This is a genomic window from Orenia sp., from assembly GCF_055140805.1.
In genome coordinates this window covers 1-17,922 of the sequence record NZ_JBSQYM010000008.1, presented here as the reverse complement: position 1 = coordinate 17,922, position 17,922 = coordinate 1, and the positions used below count along the sequence as shown (strand labels likewise).

The window sequence follows — 17,922 nt, the reverse complement described above, 5'->3', positions numbered from 1 at the left end:
CCTACCTTTTTTCCATAGATAAAAAAGTAGGCAAAAAATCAAGAAGAAAATTAAACTCGCTACGCAATCAACATTAATTCAGAATAAGATAGCCAAGATACCTACTTCAAAGATTATTTTATGAACTATTATTTTTTTAGAATACTTGCTTTGCTCAAACAGAAATTTTCTTTGGTTTGAAAATCTTAAAACCTTTTAATTCTTAACTTTTAACTCTTAATTCTTAATTGTAAAAGTGTCGCACTATCTCTCCATTATATCAATTCTTCTATTATCAAAATAAATCATTATAGTAATTAAATCCAATTAATTGATTATCAGCCTCAGTATCTGAATTTATAGAGATATAATTATTAAAAAACGCAAGACCAATAACAATTATAAAAAGAATTACTGTAAAAATTCTTCCTCTATTCATCATATTCCTCCCTATTATAAACCCTAGTTCTTATAATTAATATATTAAAGAATCAATTTAATCTTATTAAGGTATTTGTATTTAATTTTAACATCTTAGGATTTGCTTCTAGAGCAATTATTCTATTTGACCAAGCTCTTTTTAGAAATCCCCTAAAATCAGTAATCTCCAATGAACAATAATCCTTTTTGTAGTCCAGCCATCATTATCTAAGTATTCCATAGTTACTGACGAAATATCCAGACCTGTTTTATTTATCTAAAACATTCAAAGAAAACTCCATCTAAACTACTGTATTAGGTGGAGATGAATTTGGATAATATTTGCAAGGTTCAACACCTTCAAATATTCAAGTTACTATGATAAAATATTAAATACAAGGTTATAAAAAACACTAATGCTAACCTACAACTTAGGTTCAGCCCCTTGTCGTACAAGTGAATATATGGAGTTGTATTGACTAATCCTTCAATACGTAAAATATTCAAAGTATCGTAAGGATTAATGTATTCCCAGAATAGCTATATAGCTATGAGGGATAATGGGTTTGTGGACAGCCCCTAGTGAATAAGGTAATCTATTTTGTAGAGGAAACTTATCTACGTGTCTTAACAGACACTTCGTGGTAAACCCACTACAAACTTCACTAAAAAGCTACGAGTAGCATATACCTATATGGTATTTGTGAAGTATAGCCAAGCTCCATCTAAATCTTGTTTTTGATTTAGGTGGTGAAGTTCACCAAGTAATATACTCTAAATCTACCTCATCCACTAAAGCCCTCTCACAGATGTTAGTCAACTGCTCTTATATCAAAATTCTACTCTAACTTAGTAATTCCCTCTTTTTTTGCAAATTAGCTTATTGTAAAAGTCATCCAACCTCAATAACAGTAACGAGTAACTAATGATGAGTAAGGAGTAAAAATAAGAAAATTTAATATATTTAAAATGTAACTTTATAGATATATTGAGACACTTTAAGTTTTAGCTACGGGTTTTAACCCGTAGTGTAACATGTCATCATCACCACAGGTTGAAACCTGTGGCTAGTAAATTTATCATTATTAAAAGTGTCCCAATCTCTCTATATAACAACACAGTTAAATCATACTCTAGATTAACATAAATAAAAAAGGTTACATCAAGCCCCAAAGCACTCAATGTAAACCTTTTATAATAACTATCTTTTCTTTACTTGTTATTTATTAAATCTATCTTTTTAATTGTAAATTGTCCATTGTTAACTGTACATTGTTCTCTAATGTTCTCCAATCTCTCCAGCCTTAGTAATAGCATATTTTGTAGCTAATGGTCCAAAAACCTCTGTTAAGGCTGCTGTAAATAAGAGTGTATTAAATACTAATAATCCTACATCATCTGTCAATTCAATATTATTAAATACTGTTAAATTGCTTTGTCCACCAATAAAGTGTTTCTGCACAGTATAAGCTAAGGCAATTGCTACTCCGCTTTGGGGTAAAAGACCCAAACCAACATACTTCTTAATCTTCTCAGGAGCATCAGATAGATAAGCTCCTAAAGAAGCTCCTCCTACCTTTCCAATTACACGAGCAATCGTATAGACAAATGCCAAAATCAAGAAACCAGCAGATGCTATACTATCTAATCTGATCTCTGTTCCTGCTAAGATAAAAAATAGTGCATATAAAGGTACAGTTAATGTCTCCATATACTCAGCAATGCCTAAGTTCTTTCTAGCAAAGTTACGATAAGCAAACCCAATGAACATATTGGTAATCAATGGTGATAAATGTAGAAAAATCGCAACAGCAGAACCACCAATAATTGTACTTACCAAAGTCAGTATCTTCTTTGTCTTATCCTCCATATTACTGATAAACTTCTGGGACAAGTATCCTATCAATAAACCTGTCAAAATAGATCCACCTATTTCAATAATTGGTGCAACTAAAGCATGAACTATTGAGATATCACCTTGCCCTAAATATAAACTTAAGGCTAAAGGCTCTACTAAACTAAAGATAATTAAAGCAATCCCATCATCTATACCAACAATAGCTAATATCATCGAAGTCAATAGACCTTCTGCATTATATTCCTTTAATACCATCACCGTTGCAGCTGGAGCTGTTGCTGAAGCTATAGCTCCTAATACTAAAGATAGGTATAAAGTTTTAGTTATAGCAAAAGTGGCTAAAGCCACTATAATAAAAGCTCCCGTTGCTTCTAAAATAGCAATATAGATGATCTTCTTTCCTAAACTCTTTAAGATTTTAAGTGAGAGTTCACTTCCAATAGTAAAGGCTATAAAAGCTAAAGCAAAGGTAGCTATATAATCAAAACTCTCTGTAGTAAAAGCATACCATTCCTTTGCCTCTTCTGAAAGAAAGGGTAACCATTCAATTATATTTACACTTAGAGCAATACCTAAAAAGACATATCCTACTACAATAGGTACATGAAATCTTTTAGCTAAAAGCACCACCAATAATGACATAAATATCAAAAATCCTATGATATAAATTACCTTATCACTTGCCTGATGGACTAAAAACCATTCTCGCATTATCTGTAGCTTATGAACTAACTCTATATCTAAATCCATACTGTCACCTCAAATAAAAGATTTAAATTAAGAAGATATCTATCTTATCAATTTATAGCCATAAGATTGCTCCTATTATTATAAGATGTTAATTATGAATTTCGCCTGCTTTAGTAACAGCATACTTAGTGGCCAATGGTCCAACAACTTCAGTAATAGCTGTAGTAAATAATAAAATATTAAAGACTAATGTTCCTACTTCAGGTAAATCTACAAAATCTCGTTGTACAGTATAAGCCAAAGCTACAGCTACACCAATCTGAGATAATAATCCCATACCTATATACTTTTTAATTTTAGGTTCTGCTTTAGCTAAAGTGGCACCTAAAGAAGCACCTCCCATTTTACCAATAACCCTTGAGATAGTATAAACTAAAGCTATAATTACAAAGCCACCTTTAGTTATCTGCATGATTTGAATCTTAGTACCTGCTAAGATAAAGAACATAGCATACAAAGGAATAGTCATAGTCTCCATATCCTCAGCAACTCCAGGGTTCTTCTTAGCAAAGTTTCGGTAAGCAAAACCTACACACATATTAGTAATTAACGGAGATAAATGTAAAGCTACTGCTGTAGCAGAAGCACCGATTACTGTAGCCACCAAAGTTAAGACCTTTTTTGTCTTATCCTCTAGCCTTACAATAAATTTAACGGATATATAACCTAGCAATACTCCAAATCCGATTGCTCCTACTATCTCTAGTAATGGTTCAAAAAAGGCATTCATAATCGATAATTCACCAGACCCTGATGCCTTAATCAATGAAATAGGTTCAGCAAAACTAAAGATAGCAAGAGCTACCGCATCATCAATCCCTATTACTGCCAATAGGGTAGAGGTCAAATTACCCTCTGCATTATACTCTTTTAGCACCATAACAGTTGCTGCTGGTGCCGTAGCAGAAGCGATTGACCCTAAAATCAAAGCCAGATAAAATGGTTGTCCGAAGGCTAACATTGCTCCTGTAACCAATAAGAATGCTCCTACAGACTCAAAGATAACGATTAAGGCAATCTTTTTACCTAAACTCTTTAAGATTCTAATGGAAAGCTCACTTCCTATAGTAAAGGCTATAAAGGCCAAGGCCAAATCAGCTACATAATCAAAACTTTCAACACTGTAAGCATACCACTCTTTTATCCCATTAGATAAAAAAGGAAGCTTATCTATGATACTTACACTAAAGAGTATCCCCAAAAATACATAACCTACTACTATAGGTACTCTATACTTTTTAGTCAATAGTACTACAAATAATGCAAATACAATTAACAATCCAACTATATATAACTCCTTGTTACTTGCTTGATTAGCTAATAACCATTGCTTCAACTCGTATAATGTTCCAATTGATTTTAGATTCATTGTTGATTTTCCCCTACCTCTAATAGATAATAAAGTAAATCTGCTCTAGAAATATAACCTCTTAATTTGTTATCATTATTTACAACATAGAGATAAGATTCCTTATTATCTAACATGATATCTGCTATATTATCCATCTTATCATTCTCTTTAACAGCAGTTGTATTATTTGACATATACTCCTTAACCTTTCTATCTTTAATTTCAGCTAAATTCTCTGCAGCTTGATTAACCTGATATAGTAAACGATGGCTCTCCAAAAAACCATACTGTTCAGGGATAATATTCTTTAATAAATTTCTACTATAAATAGTCCCTAAAAACTTATTTTCATCATCCACAACTGGCAAAACTGACATCTCTATCTTATTCATAACTCTAATAACATCTTCAATACTATCCTCTTCACAAACAGAGTTCATAGTTCTCATCATATACTTTCTTACAGTACTCATTCAACTACACCCCCAGCTTCTTAATTATAATATTATCGGTCTTCTCCTTAATCATAGCTCGATCTGCTAAGAAAATCTCCTTACTCTCAGCAATAGCTAAGGCTGCTGCTCCAGCATATTTATTTGCTTCTAAGAAATCAAAACCATACTGATAAACATAATCAAAAAAAGCAGCATTATAAGCTTCTCCTGCTCCTAACCAGTTTCTTAAACAAAAATCACGAGGTGTTAGCTGATAAACATCACCATTTTTATCAAATAATAAACGAGAGCAATGAAATGGCATCATTACATATTTCGCACCATTTTCTTGTAGCTTTTTACCTGCCCATATGTAATCCTCATCATTGACTATCTTCTTATCCAATATCTTATTAGTGTGTTTGAAATAAGGGACAACAACTTTAGGTTGCTCCTCCAAGGCCCGATTTAAGACCTCACCACTGGCATGTAAATAAACATCCTTACCTGCTTCATGACAGATTTGAATCAGCCTTTGGTAGATACTGAAATTGACCCCCTCAGGAATTGATCCTGAAATCATAATAAAGTCACTGTCTATGATTCCACGCCTAAAACGTTTAATCAAACTTTTAACATCACCATGTTCTACCTTATAACTATAATCATTATAATGGGTATAAGTTACTGGATCTCTAGAAATAACAAAGATATTATTTCTGATTTCACTTTCAGTAAAGATATAGTTTGTAGTAATCCCATGCTCTTGAACCATCTTTTCAAAGAATAACCCTTGTCTACCACCAACAAACCCTATATTCTGTACATCAGAATATCCAAGTTTCCTTAAATTGATAGCACTTAAAAGCCCTTTCCCCCCAGGAGATACCTTAATATCTCTTTCAGTATAAAGATACTGATGAGACTTTGGTTTATTCTCCTGTACAAAATATTCCCGGTCTATTGCCGGATTTAATGTTACTGTAGTAATCATCTTTCTACCTCCCAACATGAATTATTGTTACTTAAATATATTATTACTTAATATATTTTTATTATATTATACTCCTTTAATGACAATTTTTAAAGCTATTGATAGAATAAATTGAGTTTAATTAAGAATAAACTATATATTTTTGTAGCTAATTAAACTAAATTTATTATTATCTACCTATAAAATATAAAATAGTATCAGATTTCTGATACTATTTTATATCAACCCCACTAATACATTATAGTATATGGATTTTATCATATTTTGATATATTTGTCTAATCCTAGTTTATTTGACTAAAAACCTTTTCTAAAACACCAATTACTTGATCTACATCTTCAGTACTAATAACCAATGGTGGTAAGAACCTTAAAACATTCTTGCCAGCTGTTAGCACCAAAATTCCATTTTCTATGACTTTAGTTACAATCTCTTTAGCTTCCATCTCTAGCTCTAAACCTAAGATTAATCCCATACCTCTTAGTTCTTTAATGAAATCATACTTATCTTTTAAATCTAATAATCTATTATAAAAGTAAGTTCCAACCTCTTTAACATTATCCAAAACACCTTGATTTAAGATGATATTTAAAGTAGTATAAGCTGCTTGACAAGCTAAAGGATTACCACCAAAGGTTGAACCATGGTCACCAGGCTTAAAGGCTTGAGCAACCTCATCCTTAGCCAAAAATGCTCCAATTGGGACACCATTACCCAAAGCTTTAGCCAAGGTTAAAATATCTGGCTCTACTCCATAATCTTGATAAGCAAAGAGACTTCCTGTTCTTCCAATACCGGTCTGAATCTCATCAAAGATTAGTAAGATTCCTTCTTGGTCACATAACTCTCTTACCCCTTTTATATACTCTTGGGTAGCTGGATTGACACCACCCTCTCCTTGAATTAACTCTAGCATAATAGCTGCTGTCTTATCATCTACAGCCTCTTTTATTGCTGCTAAATCATTATAAGGCACATATTTAAACCCTTGAGGGATTGGTGTATAAGGCTTATGATACTTCTCTTGCCCTGTTGCTGCCAAAGTCTTCAAGGTTCTACCGTGAAAAGAGTTTTTGGCTGTTATAATTTCATATCTTTCTTCATCCTTTTCTTTGAAATACTTCTTAGCCAACTTAATAGCACCCTCATTAGCCTCGGCACCACTATTACTATAAAAGACCTTATCAGCATAACAATTATCTATCAATAACTTAGATAACTTAGCTTGTATCTCATAATAGTAAAGATTAGAAGCATGAATTAACTTACTAACTTGCTCTTTTAAAGCTTCACTAAACTCTGGATAGTTATATCCTAAAGCATTTACAGCAATCCCTGCGGTGAAATCTAAATACTTCTTACCTTCATTATCATATAAGTATACCCCTTCTCCCTTCTCCAATACCATTGGAAAACGTGGGCCAAAGACATTCATAAAATAATCTTGATCTGCCTGAATAATCTCTTGTTTATCCATTCTCTACTCCTCCTTTAAGTTCAGTAACGGGTAACCAGTAACGAGTGATGAGTAAAACAATAATCATTATCAAATCTCTTCACTCTTTACCGCTCTATTAATCTATCATCGTTCCAATTCCACTCTCAGTAAATATTTCTAATAAGAGTGCATGGGGGATTCGTCCATCTAAGATATGGGTTCTGTTAACACCCTTATTTAAAGCTGTAATACAAGAATCTACCTTTGGAATCATTCCCCCTACTATCTTTCCATCTTTGATCATCTCTTGGGCTTCTGCTACTTTTAGTCGAGAGATTAAAGAGTTCTTATCCTCGGGATTATCTAAGATACCTTCTACATTGGTCAACAAAATCAACTTCTCTGCCCCTAATGCTGCGGCTAACTCTCCTGCTACTAAATCGGCATTAATATTATAGCTCATTCCAGCTTCGTCTACTCCCACTGGCGCGACTATCGGCAGGTAACCATTATCAATCATAGTTATTAGTATCTCGGGATTAATTTTTTTTATCTCACCTACATGACCCAAATCAAAGCCATCCTCTAGCTCATATTTTTTAGCCTGAATCAAGTTATTATCCTTACCTGATAAGCCCACTGCTTTGTTCCCTGCCAAGTTGGCTAAAGAGACTATCTGACTATTAACCTTACCTAATAGTGCCTGCTCTACAACCTCCATAATCTCCTTATTAGTCACCCTCAAACCTTGGTAAAAGTCACTTTCTAAATTTAACTTCTTCAAATTTTCACTGATAACTGGTCCACCACCATGGACGATAACTGGATTGACCCCTACATACTTCAATAAAGTAATATCCTCTAAAACAGAGACCATCAAATCTTGATTGATCATAGCATTACCACCATATTTGATAACTACAGTCTTATTAGAATACTCCTTCATATATGGTAAAGATTCTATTAAAATATCTGCTTTCTTAATTAGTTCCTCCACTAATACTGCCTCCTTTGGATTCAACAAAATATACAATGTATAATTTACAATTGACAGTTAAGACCTTTTAAATCAAGAACTTTAAGCAAAACTAATTAAAGATAATAAGAATTGCTTGAACCATTTAATCTTTTAATTGTACACTGTACATTGTCAATTGTAAATTGCTTTTGCTACTATTAAGTATGGTACTCTGCATTAATCTCTACATACTTATAAGAGAGGTCACAGGTCCAGACCTTATCACTATACTCTCCAAGATTTAAGTTGACCTCTATTTTAATCTCCTCATCATTAAGTAGATTTGCTTTTGTCTCTGCTTCATGTTCAATTACTCTTTCTCCCTGCTCTAATAATACTAGATCATTAATCTTGATCTCTACCTTACTTAAATCGAGTTCTACTCCAGAAGCTCCAATCGCCATTATTATCCTGCCCCAATTAGGATCTTGACCGAACATAGCTGTCTTGACTAGCTGAGAATTGGCAATCTGTTTAGCTATTTTAGTAGCCTTTTTAAGGGATTGAGTCCCTTTAATCTCTACTTCAATAAACTTGGTAGCACCCTCTCCATCACGAACAATCTGATGAGCCAAATAAGTACAAATATATTTTAATGCCCCTAAGAAAGTGTTATAATCTTCATCCTTATTAGTAATAGTAGGATTTTTAGCCTTCCCGTTGGCTAAAACAGTCACCATATCATTGGTGCTCTGATCACCATCTACGGTAATTCTATTAAAGCTCTGATTTACTGCTTCCACTAAGGCTTCTTGTAATAAACTACTATCAATTGCTATATCTGTAGTCAAAAATCCTAGCATCGTTGCCATATTTGGTTCAATCATCCCTGAACCTTTAGCAATTCCACCTAATTTGACCGTCTTATCCCCCAATTCAAACTCTATTGCTAGCTCTTTGGCATATGTATCTGTAGTCATAATCGCCTCTGCTGCCTTTTGACCACCAGATTGACTTAAATCTGCTACTGCTTTATCAATTCCTGCTTTAACTTTATCCATTTCCAAAAACTCTCCGATAATTCCTGTTGAAGCAACTAGGACTTGCTCCTTCTCTATACCTAACTTTTCAGCAGTAAAGCCAATCATCTCTTGGGAGTCTTGATAACCTCTTTCTCCTGTACAAGCATTAGCATTACCACTATTAACGATTATTGCTTGAGCTAAACCATCTTTGATATTCTCTTTATTTAAATGTACACAACTAGCAGCACATTGATTGGTAGTAAACACACTAGCTACCTTAGCAGGGCTCTGACTATAAATCAAAGCTGTATCCTTCTTGCCACTCTTTTTAATCCCACCAGTAACTCCACTTGCTAAAAAACCTTGAGGTGCAGTAACTCCACCACTTATCTCTTTATATAAATTAGCCATAATCTCCTCCCCTTTACTTCTCGATTGATAATCTAACTCCTTGTGCTAGTAGAACAATTTAGAGATAGTGCGACATTTTCGTGTCAGGAATCGGGAATCTGGAATCAGTCTGTTTTACTGATAACTGGTTCCTGACTCCTGATTCCTAAAATTGTCCCAATACCCCTATAAAAAGACACTATATATAACTTTAGACTAGCACAACAGATTAATTTAATTCCTTTTACCTTTAATTATACACTATCAGTTAGAAATTATAAATATAGCCCCACATTATCTAAACCTAAAGTTTCACCCCAACCTGCTAAGATATTTAAATTCTGTATCGCTTGCCCAGCAGCACCTTTAAGTAGATTATCAATAGTAGAGATTACTATCACTCTATTAGTCCTCTCATCTACTGTCAACCCAATATCACAGTAATTTGAACCAGCTACATGTTTAATCTCTGGTAACTTCCCTTCATCCATAACTCTTACAAACTTCTCACCTTGATAATAATCTTGATAACACTTTAATAAAAATTTAGTATCTATATTTTCTATTAAATTGGCATATACTGTAGCTAAAATACCTCTATTTATTGGTAAAAGATGTGGAGTAAAGGATAGACTAATATCCTTTTTAGCTAATATACCCAACTTCTCTTCTATCTCTGATGTATGGCGATGATTTGCTACCTTATAGGCTTTAAAATTATTATTAACCTCACAGAAATGAGACCCTAAAGATAACTTTCTTCCAGCACCACTTGTTCCTGATTTGGCATCAATAATAATATTTCCTAAATCAATTAAATCATTATCTACCAAAGGGGCTAATGCCAAAATAGATGCAGTGGGATAACAACCTGGGTTAGCTACTAGTCTACTATCTTTAATCTCCTTACGATTTAATTCAGGTAGACCATACACTGCATCCTTGAATAACTCAGGGCTATTATGAGTCTTATACCAGCTCTCATAGGTTTCTAAGTTATCATAGCGATAATCCCCACTTAAATCTATTATCTTTAAACCTTTAGCTAGTAATTGAGGTACAACCTCCATAGATACTCCATGGGGTAATGCAGTAAAGACAAGATCTGAACTTTCTGCTAGTTTATCGATATCTAAAGCTTCACATTTGATATCTGCTTCCCCTCTTAAATTTGGATATATATCTGATATTACTTCTCCATCAAAACTCCGAGAAGTCAATATCTCTAATTCTACCTTTGGGTGTTTATTAAGTAATCTGACCAATTCTAATCCGGTATATCCTGTAGAACCGACTATACTTACCTTCATTCTTGATTCCTCCTTAAGTATAACTATACTTATTTTATTTATAATTATACATCTTATAGTATAAAAATACAAATGTTTTTTCCATTAAACTTATAAAAAACTTAATTACAAATAAAATCATTTTTTTACACAATTATTCTTATCCATTTAAAATCCCTTTTTGTATACAATTTTATTCTATAATGTTAAAAGAGAAAGGAGGGATTAAGATGGTTGATAATAGTACAAATTTAAAAGAAGAGTTAGAAGCTCTTCGTAAAAAACTAAGAGAATTATCTAGTAAAGAAGAACAATTGACAGCTAAGGAATTAATTGAGCTAAGTCAAAAACTAGACAAATTAATTATGAAGTTTTATAAGCAAAACTCATAATTAAAAGAGGAGCAGGAAAATTCCTGCTCCTTAATAAATCAACATCATATTTTAGACCTAAGATTAAGTCTAAGTAAAGTATTAAAGGGATAACTTTTATTCAAGCTCAGTCTTAGATTTAGACTAAAAGTATCATCTTAGCTATTTATATGTACTTCTTTTTTCTAGATTAAAAGTTAGCCTATTAATCCATAAACAGCTTAACTCCATAAGATATTGTTGCTCCACCTATTGCCAAACCAAAAATCCAACTAGGTAATGTCTTAAGGACTATAACTCCTCCAATTAGACATAATAACATTCCTGCTCCACCTTTAATCTGAATCTTATTATTTAGATAGAATCTCTTTAATTTATAGATGATAATCTCCTCCCTTTAAATAAATTAGACATATAAAATTTAATAATCTATAATGGCAAGTAATGGGGATATAGCGACACTTTTAAAATTAGCGTGAGTGGGTGTGTGAGTGTGAGTAAACCCCAATGAAAAGAAGTTTTACACACACTCACACTCATAGCTCACACTCGACACAAAGTGTCGCTTTATCTCTATATTATGTCACCACCTTCTTCCAAAATAAATCTAGATAATAACCTGTTAACAGACACAGGCTCTAATCAAGGTATAGTCATTATATGCCATTAAATATAAAAATGTGAGGAAAATTATAAAAGTTAATCAAGTATATAATCTAAAGAAAAAAGACGAATAATCAAGATATCTGAAAATAAATAACTATAATCAATAATATCAAGCTTGACCTATATGGGAACATAAGTTATAATTCTTATTGTGCCATAGGGGAGTAGCTCAATTGGTAGAGCACCGGACTCCAAATCCGGGTGCTGTGGGTTCAAGTCCTATCTCCCCTGCCAATAAATACAGTGAACAGTTAAAGTTCAAAAACTTTAACTCTTTTAACTGTAAACTATAAACCGTACACTGTCAACTATATAATATGTGCTAACGTAGCTCAGCTGGTAGAGCAGCTGACTTGTAATCAGCAGGTCGTCCGTTAGCTCCATTAAAATACAGTTTACAATTGCCAATTGGCAGTGGTTTACATGAAGAGTCATGTTTTCAGACTTGTAAGAACAATTAAGTTCAAAAGCTTTGAAAACTTAGTTTTTAACTGTACACTATACACTGTCAACTGATCTTTTGCCGAGGTGGCGGAATAGGCAGACGCACCGGACTTAAAATCCGGTGGGATTTAACTCCCGTGTCGGTTCGAGTCCGACCCTCGGTACCACTTAAAATTCAGTTTATAGTTGATAATTAATAGTGAATAGTTAAATGCAAAAGAATTAATACTGAGCTAAAGCTCAGCTTTTTTATTTTTTGATAAGATAATTTATATTTTATAAATTAGATATTTATGGATATAAAGCTACACTTTCGTGTCGGGAACCAGGAATCTGGAATCAGTATAGTTTATAGGTTCCTGATAACTGATTTCAGATTCCTAAAAGTGTCACTTTATCTCTATATAAAGAAAACACATAGAGCAATTGCTCTATGTGTTAATGTATAAACTTGTTGGCATAGCTATCTAACTCTTCATTCTCTATCAACAACTCTAAAATATCACTACCAAAACTTTTATCTACCCCTTCTCTAACTATCAAGTCTAAACCACCAATTACACTTTCAAAGAGGTTAATCTTCTTATCTAATAGATGAATTATCTTCTCTTCAATTGTATTTTTAGTAGATAAATTATAGATTAAAACATCCTTCTCTTGCCCCAAACGATGTACTCTACCTATTCTCTGCTCTACCTTCATTGGATTCCAAGGTAGATCATAATTGATGATAGTATTACAAAACTGTAGATTAATACCTTGACCACCTGCTTCAGTACTGATTAAGACATCACCATTTTTCATAAATTGTTGTTTAGCCCATTCCTTCTGATTATCTCTAAGCTTCCCACTAAAAATAACAGGTTGATAACCTTGTTGATAAAGATGATAACAGATATACTGTTGGGTAGCCCGATATTCAGTAAATATAATTGCTTTTCCATCAGTGTCACCTAGAATCTTCTCAACCATCTTCATCTTCTGGTTCTCAGTAATTGAAATAGCCAATTCATATAACTCACATAATCTCTCTTTAATCCCTTCATAGTTTTCTGACTTGCACATCTTCTCTAAAGTTTTAGAGACTGCAAAGGAGCTACTACAGACCTCTCGTTGCAATGTTAGCAGATGGAAGATACTCTTATTAGCGTTGATGCACTTTCTATACTCACTTTTAACTAAACTAGTAATACCATCATAGAGCTTTTGTTCTTTTTCGGTTAAGCTTAAAGGAATTAATTTAACCTTTCTATCGGTATAATATAAATCTATCTCTTCTCTCTGATTACGTATCATTACCTGTGATAAATCATCCTGCAAATCATCTAAATTTTGGGCTGAATGCTTGTCCTTGACATAATTATCTTTAAAATCAGAGTAATTACCAAACAAATCAGGTTTTAATAAAGCTACTAGGTTATATAATTCCTTTAAATCATTTTGAATAGGAGTAGCTGTTAATAATAATAAATATTTTGCAGGAATCTGCTCAACAAACTTCCAGTTTTGAGTTTTAGAGTTCTTCAAACGATGTGCCTCATCCACAATTACCATATCAAAACCGCGCTGATAAATATGGTCACAATGTGGTTTGCGTTTGGCCTTATCTAATGAGGAGATAATCACATCAAAATAATGCCAACCTTTACCCTTACGGTTATTAAAACAATCAATCTGAAATTTATGAGTCAACTCTTGCCACCATTGAAAACCTAAAGAAGCGGGAGTTAAAACCAAGCAAGTTTTAACATCACCTCTGACCATATACTCTTTTAGAATCATTCCAGCTTCAATTGTTTTACCCAAACCAACCTCATCAGCTAAGATAGCCCTACCGTCCATTTGATCAATCACCTTATTGACAGTCTCTATCTGATGAGGAAATAGTCCCATCTCTCGTTCTTGCCAATAATCATTTAGTATATCTAAAGCCCTTAAATTATCAGTATCTATTTGATTCATTGCCATTTATCTCACCTCGTATAAGTGCTATATATTCTGTATCACTTATTAGTTTAACCGAAGTAAATTAGTATAATTAAGATAACTTTATGAAAGAAAGGCTAAGAGTGTTAAAATTTATAGTTTTTATTTTAATATTTAATTATGGGGACAGTGGAAGACTTTTTATTAGATAGTTAGGGATTAGGTGGCTAGGTAGTTGAATTTTCTTAACCATTACCCACCTACCGCCTAAATATCGCTTTTTCTATATACTAGACTAACCACTTATTAAAATAAAATATATTCAAAATAAAAATGCACCTTATAAGATGCATTTTAAAAATTGCTCTTCTATTTTATAACTACAAATCTCACTATCTAAAACAAATCTCATCTTCTCTACCCCTTCTTCATTCTCTAAAATTTTATCAATAATATCATTAAATAATATTGACTCCAATCATCCCCCCAAAAGCTGATATTAAAAATCCAATCACAATTCGAGAAATCAAGCTAAAGGAAAAAACAACTGGATTCCACAGACTCCCCAAAAGAACTATTACCAGCATATATATCAATCCTACTAAACCTCCATTAGCCCAACCTCTTCCACCTGCTGAGTAGGCTGCGACAATCCCACCTATAAATATAGCTAAATAATTGACTATAAATAAAATTCTACTAGCTGATTGATTAGCAGCATTTGATAAGCTAATAATCATTCCTAGAACTAAACTACCCATTAACAGCAAAATTAAGCTGACTACCAATCCAAATAAGATACTACTTACTTTAATAACAGAGCCTTCATTTTCAGATTGTGCCATAAAATCTCCTCCATAAAGCTTTTACTTTAAAATATTCATTTTAAAGTATTAAATATTACTACAAATTCCAGTTTTTTAACTTTTCTATTTCAGAATCTGCTGTTAAGGAGAATTTAACAGGAGTAATAGAGGCAATCCCTTCTTTAACTGTTGATACATCAGTATCAGCAGAATTTCCTTCTTCCACAGCTTCTCCTGCCAACCAATAATAGCTCTCTCCTCTAGGGTCTATTCTCTGTTCAAAAGTATTTTTATAACTTCTATTACCAAGTTTAGTAATTCTATGCTTACCATTACAATCTACTGGCACATTAACATTTAAGATAACATCATCAGGAATATCTACTTTTTGATACTCTTTTAATAATTTAGAGATAAATTTAGCTGAATAAGAAAAGTCCCATCTGTCATCAGTAACTAACGAAACTGCAATCGCTGGTATCCCTAACAATAATCCTTCTACAGCTGCTGATACAGTCCCAGAATAGAGTACATCATACCCCATATTTGGACCAGCATTAATCCCTGAGATTACTATATCAGGCTGTTGATCCAACAAAGACTCTATAGCAATTTTAACACAATCAGCAGGGGTTCCATCTATAGCTATACACTTTGACTTTAAATCAGAAAAAGTCATATCTTTGGCTCGTAACGGGTGATGAATCGTGATAGCGTGACCTGTTGCACTTCTTTCTCTATCTGGTGCTACCACCACTACCTCATGTTCTTGCTCTAATTCTTGGCATAGTCTTTGAATACCTGGCGCAAAAATACCATCATCATTTGTCAATAATATCTTCATTTTATCTCCTCCTATATATATGTGTATAATTTCAGAATAAAACTTAATGGATATATTGGGACACTTTCGTGTCAGGAATCAGGAATCTGGAACCAGTGTTTATAACTGATTCCTGACTACTGATTCCAGGTTCCTAAAAGTATCGCAATATCCTTTTATTATTCCTCTCCAATATATTTAAATACTGCTTTTGGTCTTCCAATTAAATATCCAATAATACTACCAATAATAACTGGTAAGCTCAAATTCAAGTTGAAAATCTCACTAACTATTACCATAGTAGCCAAAGGAATATTAGCAATAGATGATAAGGTAGCCGACAAACCTATGACCACTAAAATATGTAAAGGGATATTAGGGAAGATATGATACAATAAATTCCCTGTTAAGGCACCACTAATCAAGGCAGTATCTACAATAGCTGCACTACACCCCCCTCCAATAATCACCATAGTTAACAATATCTTTAATACAACTAATATAATCATTCTTCCTTCTCTTAAAGGAATAAAAAACAATTGCTTTGTATCTCCAATATCTGTAAAAGAGCCCACCTGCAATAATCTCATCACTATTAAGACTATAAATCCTGCAATAATAGGCTTTAAAAAAAATTTTACCCTTAACCTATTAAAATAACTATCTATAAAATCAAATATACTGATAAAGCTTTGACCAATTATACCACAGATAGAGGCCACAAAGATTAATAAAAATAATTCCTTTAAGGTTGCTTCAGGTAGAGCCAAATCAATATTTAAACTAGGCTGAGGTAAAAAGGCATGGTAAAAATAGTAGCCAAAACTACTACCTAAAATAGCAGGAAATAAATCATTATAATCTAAAGAAGACTTATAAAGAATCTCACTGGCAAAGATTCCTCCACCTAAAGGGGCGCCTAGCAGCGGTCCTAAGGTAGCAGCAGCTCCACAGACACTTAAAACCCTATAATCCAATCGTGAAGTAAATATCCTAACTTTAAAGTAATTAAAGAGCTTATCAATTACTATTGCCATACTACTACCAATTAATAATAATGGTCCAACTAAACCACCTATCCCCATCAGGCCCAAAGTTATAGTAGTAACAAAAAACTTACTAATTAATAGCCTGACAGGCTCCTGCAAAGGATATTCACTATTAGTATATTTTATATATATATCGGTTCCCAGTCCACTAGCTCTAAAATCAACATAATAAAGTATTATCGCTATTATCAAAGAACCTATTAATGGAGCAATATAGTATTTATTATAAATAGATTCATTTAAATAAGTTATACCTTTCTCTAATGCCAATACAGTAATTGCTCCAAAAAAGCCTAATAATAGATTAATCATTAGCCATTTTATAATATAAAATCCTATTTTTTTATAAAAATCATCTAAAGACATGACATCAACTACACCCCTTAGTCAGTAATATTCAAGAATCTTTTAGAAAATTTAAGAAATAACTAGTATGATTACTCTCATTGTATTATTATTTTCAATCAATTACAATATGTAAATTTATTTGGCCAGTCTTAATTGCTAGTCAATTAAAAGTACTTAAACAGCAATTGAAGCTGACTCAACAATTATAAAGTAGAATTTAATGGATATATTGCGACATTTGTAGGAATCAGGAGTCAGGAAGCAGTTATCAGTAAAATAAACTTATTCCAGATTCCCGATTCCTGACAGGCAAGTGTCGCATTATCTCTATAAAATAGTTATCAATTACCTTAAAGTTTGACAAGCATATAATAGCCTATAAAAGATAATAATCAGAAGAAAAATAGATTATTATCAATATAATCTTGAATAATCAACAAATACATCATTTTTAAGTATTGACATTCACTCCAAATTAATATAAAATTATCTTCGTCGGCAAGGAAAATAGCGGAGCATGGCGCAGTTTGGTAGCGCACCTGGTTTGGGACCAGGGGGTCGCAGGTTCAAATCCTGCTGCTCCGACCAATAAATCAGTTAACG

Annotated in this window: 15 protein-coding genes and 4 tRNA genes; 5 read left to right on the top strand and 14 right to left on the bottom strand. The window is 32.9% G+C overall.

Features of this window, described 5'->3' with window-relative positions; all coding sequences use genetic code 11:
• Positions 1 to 274 precede the first annotated feature (274 nt).
• The 9 genes from ACTCDL_RS01945 to argC all read right to left on the bottom strand — a co-directional run bounded on the left by ACTCDL_RS01945 (position 275) and on the right by argC (position 10,907).
• Positions 275 to 418, bottom strand: coding sequence for a hypothetical protein (locus ACTCDL_RS01945; protein ID WP_463173605.1), 144 nt, complete (start codon positions 416 to 418; stop codon positions 275 to 277).
• A gap of 1,260 nt (positions 419 to 1,678) precedes the next feature.
• Positions 1,679 to 3,007 (bottom strand): cation:proton antiporter, encoded by a 1,329-nt coding sequence (locus ACTCDL_RS01940; RefSeq protein WP_463173604.1) that lies wholly within the window; start codon positions 3,005 to 3,007, stop codon positions 1,679 to 1,681.
• A gap of 88 nt (positions 3,008 to 3,095) precedes the next feature.
• On the bottom strand, positions 3,096 to 4,376 hold the full coding sequence (locus ACTCDL_RS01935; protein WP_463173602.1) for a cation:proton antiporter: 1,281 nt from the start codon (positions 4,374 to 4,376) through the stop codon (positions 3,096 to 3,098).
• Positions 4,373 to 4,831, bottom strand: a complete 459-nt coding sequence (locus ACTCDL_RS01930; RefSeq protein ID WP_463173600.1) for a CBS domain-containing protein — start codon at positions 4,829 to 4,831, stop codon at positions 4,373 to 4,375. The genes ACTCDL_RS01935 and ACTCDL_RS01930 overlap by 4 nt, the downstream gene beginning before the upstream one ends.
• Positions 4,832 to 4,835: 4 nt before the next feature.
• Positions 4,836 to 5,786: a 1-phosphofructokinase family hexose kinase gene (locus tag ACTCDL_RS01925; RefSeq protein ID WP_463173599.1), complete on the bottom strand. Its 951-nt coding sequence runs from the start codon at positions 5,784 to 5,786 to the stop codon at positions 4,836 to 4,838.
• 283 nt (positions 5,787 to 6,069) lie between these two features.
• The gene (locus tag ACTCDL_RS01920) at positions 6,070 to 7,263 is read right to left on the bottom strand and encodes an acetylornithine/succinylornithine family transaminase (RefSeq protein ID WP_463173597.1); all 1,194 of its coding nucleotides are present in this window, start codon (positions 7,261 to 7,263) and stop codon (positions 6,070 to 6,072) included.
• Positions 7,264 to 7,360: 97 nt separating this feature from the next.
• Positions 7,361 to 8,170: an acetylglutamate kinase gene (gene argB, locus ACTCDL_RS01915; protein ID WP_463173675.1), complete on the bottom strand. Its 810-nt coding sequence runs from the start codon at positions 8,168 to 8,170 to the stop codon at positions 7,361 to 7,363.
• A 230-nt stretch (positions 8,171 to 8,400) separates the two neighbouring features.
• On the bottom strand, positions 8,401 to 9,618 hold the full coding sequence (gene argJ, locus ACTCDL_RS01910) for a bifunctional glutamate N-acetyltransferase/amino-acid acetyltransferase ArgJ (RefSeq protein ID WP_463173596.1): 1,218 nt from the start codon (positions 9,616 to 9,618) through the stop codon (positions 8,401 to 8,403).
• A gap of 254 nt (positions 9,619 to 9,872) precedes the next feature.
• On the bottom strand, positions 9,873 to 10,907 hold the full coding sequence (argC, locus tag ACTCDL_RS01905) for an N-acetyl-gamma-glutamyl-phosphate reductase (RefSeq protein WP_463173593.1): 1,035 nt from the start codon (positions 10,905 to 10,907) through the stop codon (positions 9,873 to 9,875).
• A 209-nt stretch (positions 10,908 to 11,116) separates the two neighbouring features.
• Between argC and ACTCDL_RS01900 the strand changes: the two genes are divergently transcribed.
• The 4 genes from ACTCDL_RS01900 to ACTCDL_RS01885 all read left to right on the top strand — a co-directional run bounded on the left by ACTCDL_RS01900 (position 11,117) and on the right by ACTCDL_RS01885 (position 12,534).
• Positions 11,117 to 11,278 carry an aspartyl-phosphate phosphatase Spo0E family protein gene (locus ACTCDL_RS01900; protein WP_463173591.1) on the top strand — a complete coding sequence of 54 codons (162 nt, stop codon included), beginning with the start codon at positions 11,117 to 11,119 and terminating at the stop codon, positions 11,276 to 11,278.
• Positions 11,279 to 12,081: 803 nt separating this feature from the next.
• Positions 12,082 to 12,157: transfer RNA gene (locus ACTCDL_RS01895), tRNA-Trp, on the top strand.
• An 87-nt stretch (positions 12,158 to 12,244) separates the two neighbouring features.
• A tRNA-Thr gene (locus ACTCDL_RS01890) sits at positions 12,245 to 12,306 on the top strand.
• Positions 12,307 to 12,445: 139 nt separating this feature from the next.
• Positions 12,446 to 12,534 (top strand) — tRNA-Leu (locus ACTCDL_RS01885).
• Positions 12,535 to 12,805: 271 nt separating this feature from the next.
• Here ACTCDL_RS01885 and ACTCDL_RS01880 read toward each other — a convergent pair.
• From ACTCDL_RS01880 to ACTCDL_RS01860, 5 genes are all read right to left on the bottom strand, one after another.
• Positions 12,806 to 14,335: a DEAD/DEAH box helicase gene (locus tag ACTCDL_RS01880; protein ID WP_463173589.1), complete on the bottom strand. Its 1,530-nt coding sequence runs from the start codon at positions 14,333 to 14,335 to the stop codon at positions 12,806 to 12,808.
• Between the two features lie 298 nt (positions 14,336 to 14,633).
• Positions 14,634 to 14,771, bottom strand: coding sequence for a hypothetical protein (locus ACTCDL_RS01875; protein WP_463173587.1), 138 nt, complete (start codon positions 14,769 to 14,771; stop codon positions 14,634 to 14,636).
• Positions 14,752 to 15,138: a TIGR04086 family membrane protein gene (locus ACTCDL_RS01870; RefSeq protein ID WP_463173586.1), complete on the bottom strand. Its 387-nt coding sequence runs from the start codon at positions 15,136 to 15,138 to the stop codon at positions 14,752 to 14,754. Before ACTCDL_RS01870 ends, ACTCDL_RS01875 begins: the two co-directional genes overlap by 20 nt.
• 58 nt (positions 15,139 to 15,196) lie before the next feature.
• Positions 15,197 to 15,943, bottom strand: a complete 747-nt coding sequence (surE, locus tag ACTCDL_RS01865) for a 5'/3'-nucleotidase SurE (RefSeq protein ID WP_463173584.1) — start codon at positions 15,941 to 15,943, stop codon at positions 15,197 to 15,199.
• 158 nt (positions 15,944 to 16,101) lie between these two features.
• Entirely contained in the window at positions 16,102 to 17,337 is a 1,236-nt protein-coding gene (locus ACTCDL_RS01860) for a chloride channel protein (RefSeq protein WP_463173582.1), read from the bottom strand.
• 493 nt (positions 17,338 to 17,830) lie between these two features.
• Between ACTCDL_RS01860 and ACTCDL_RS01855 the strand changes: the two genes are divergently transcribed.
• Positions 17,831 to 17,907: transfer RNA gene (locus ACTCDL_RS01855), tRNA-Pro, on the top strand.
• The last annotated feature ends 15 nt before the right edge of the window (positions 17,908 to 17,922 follow it).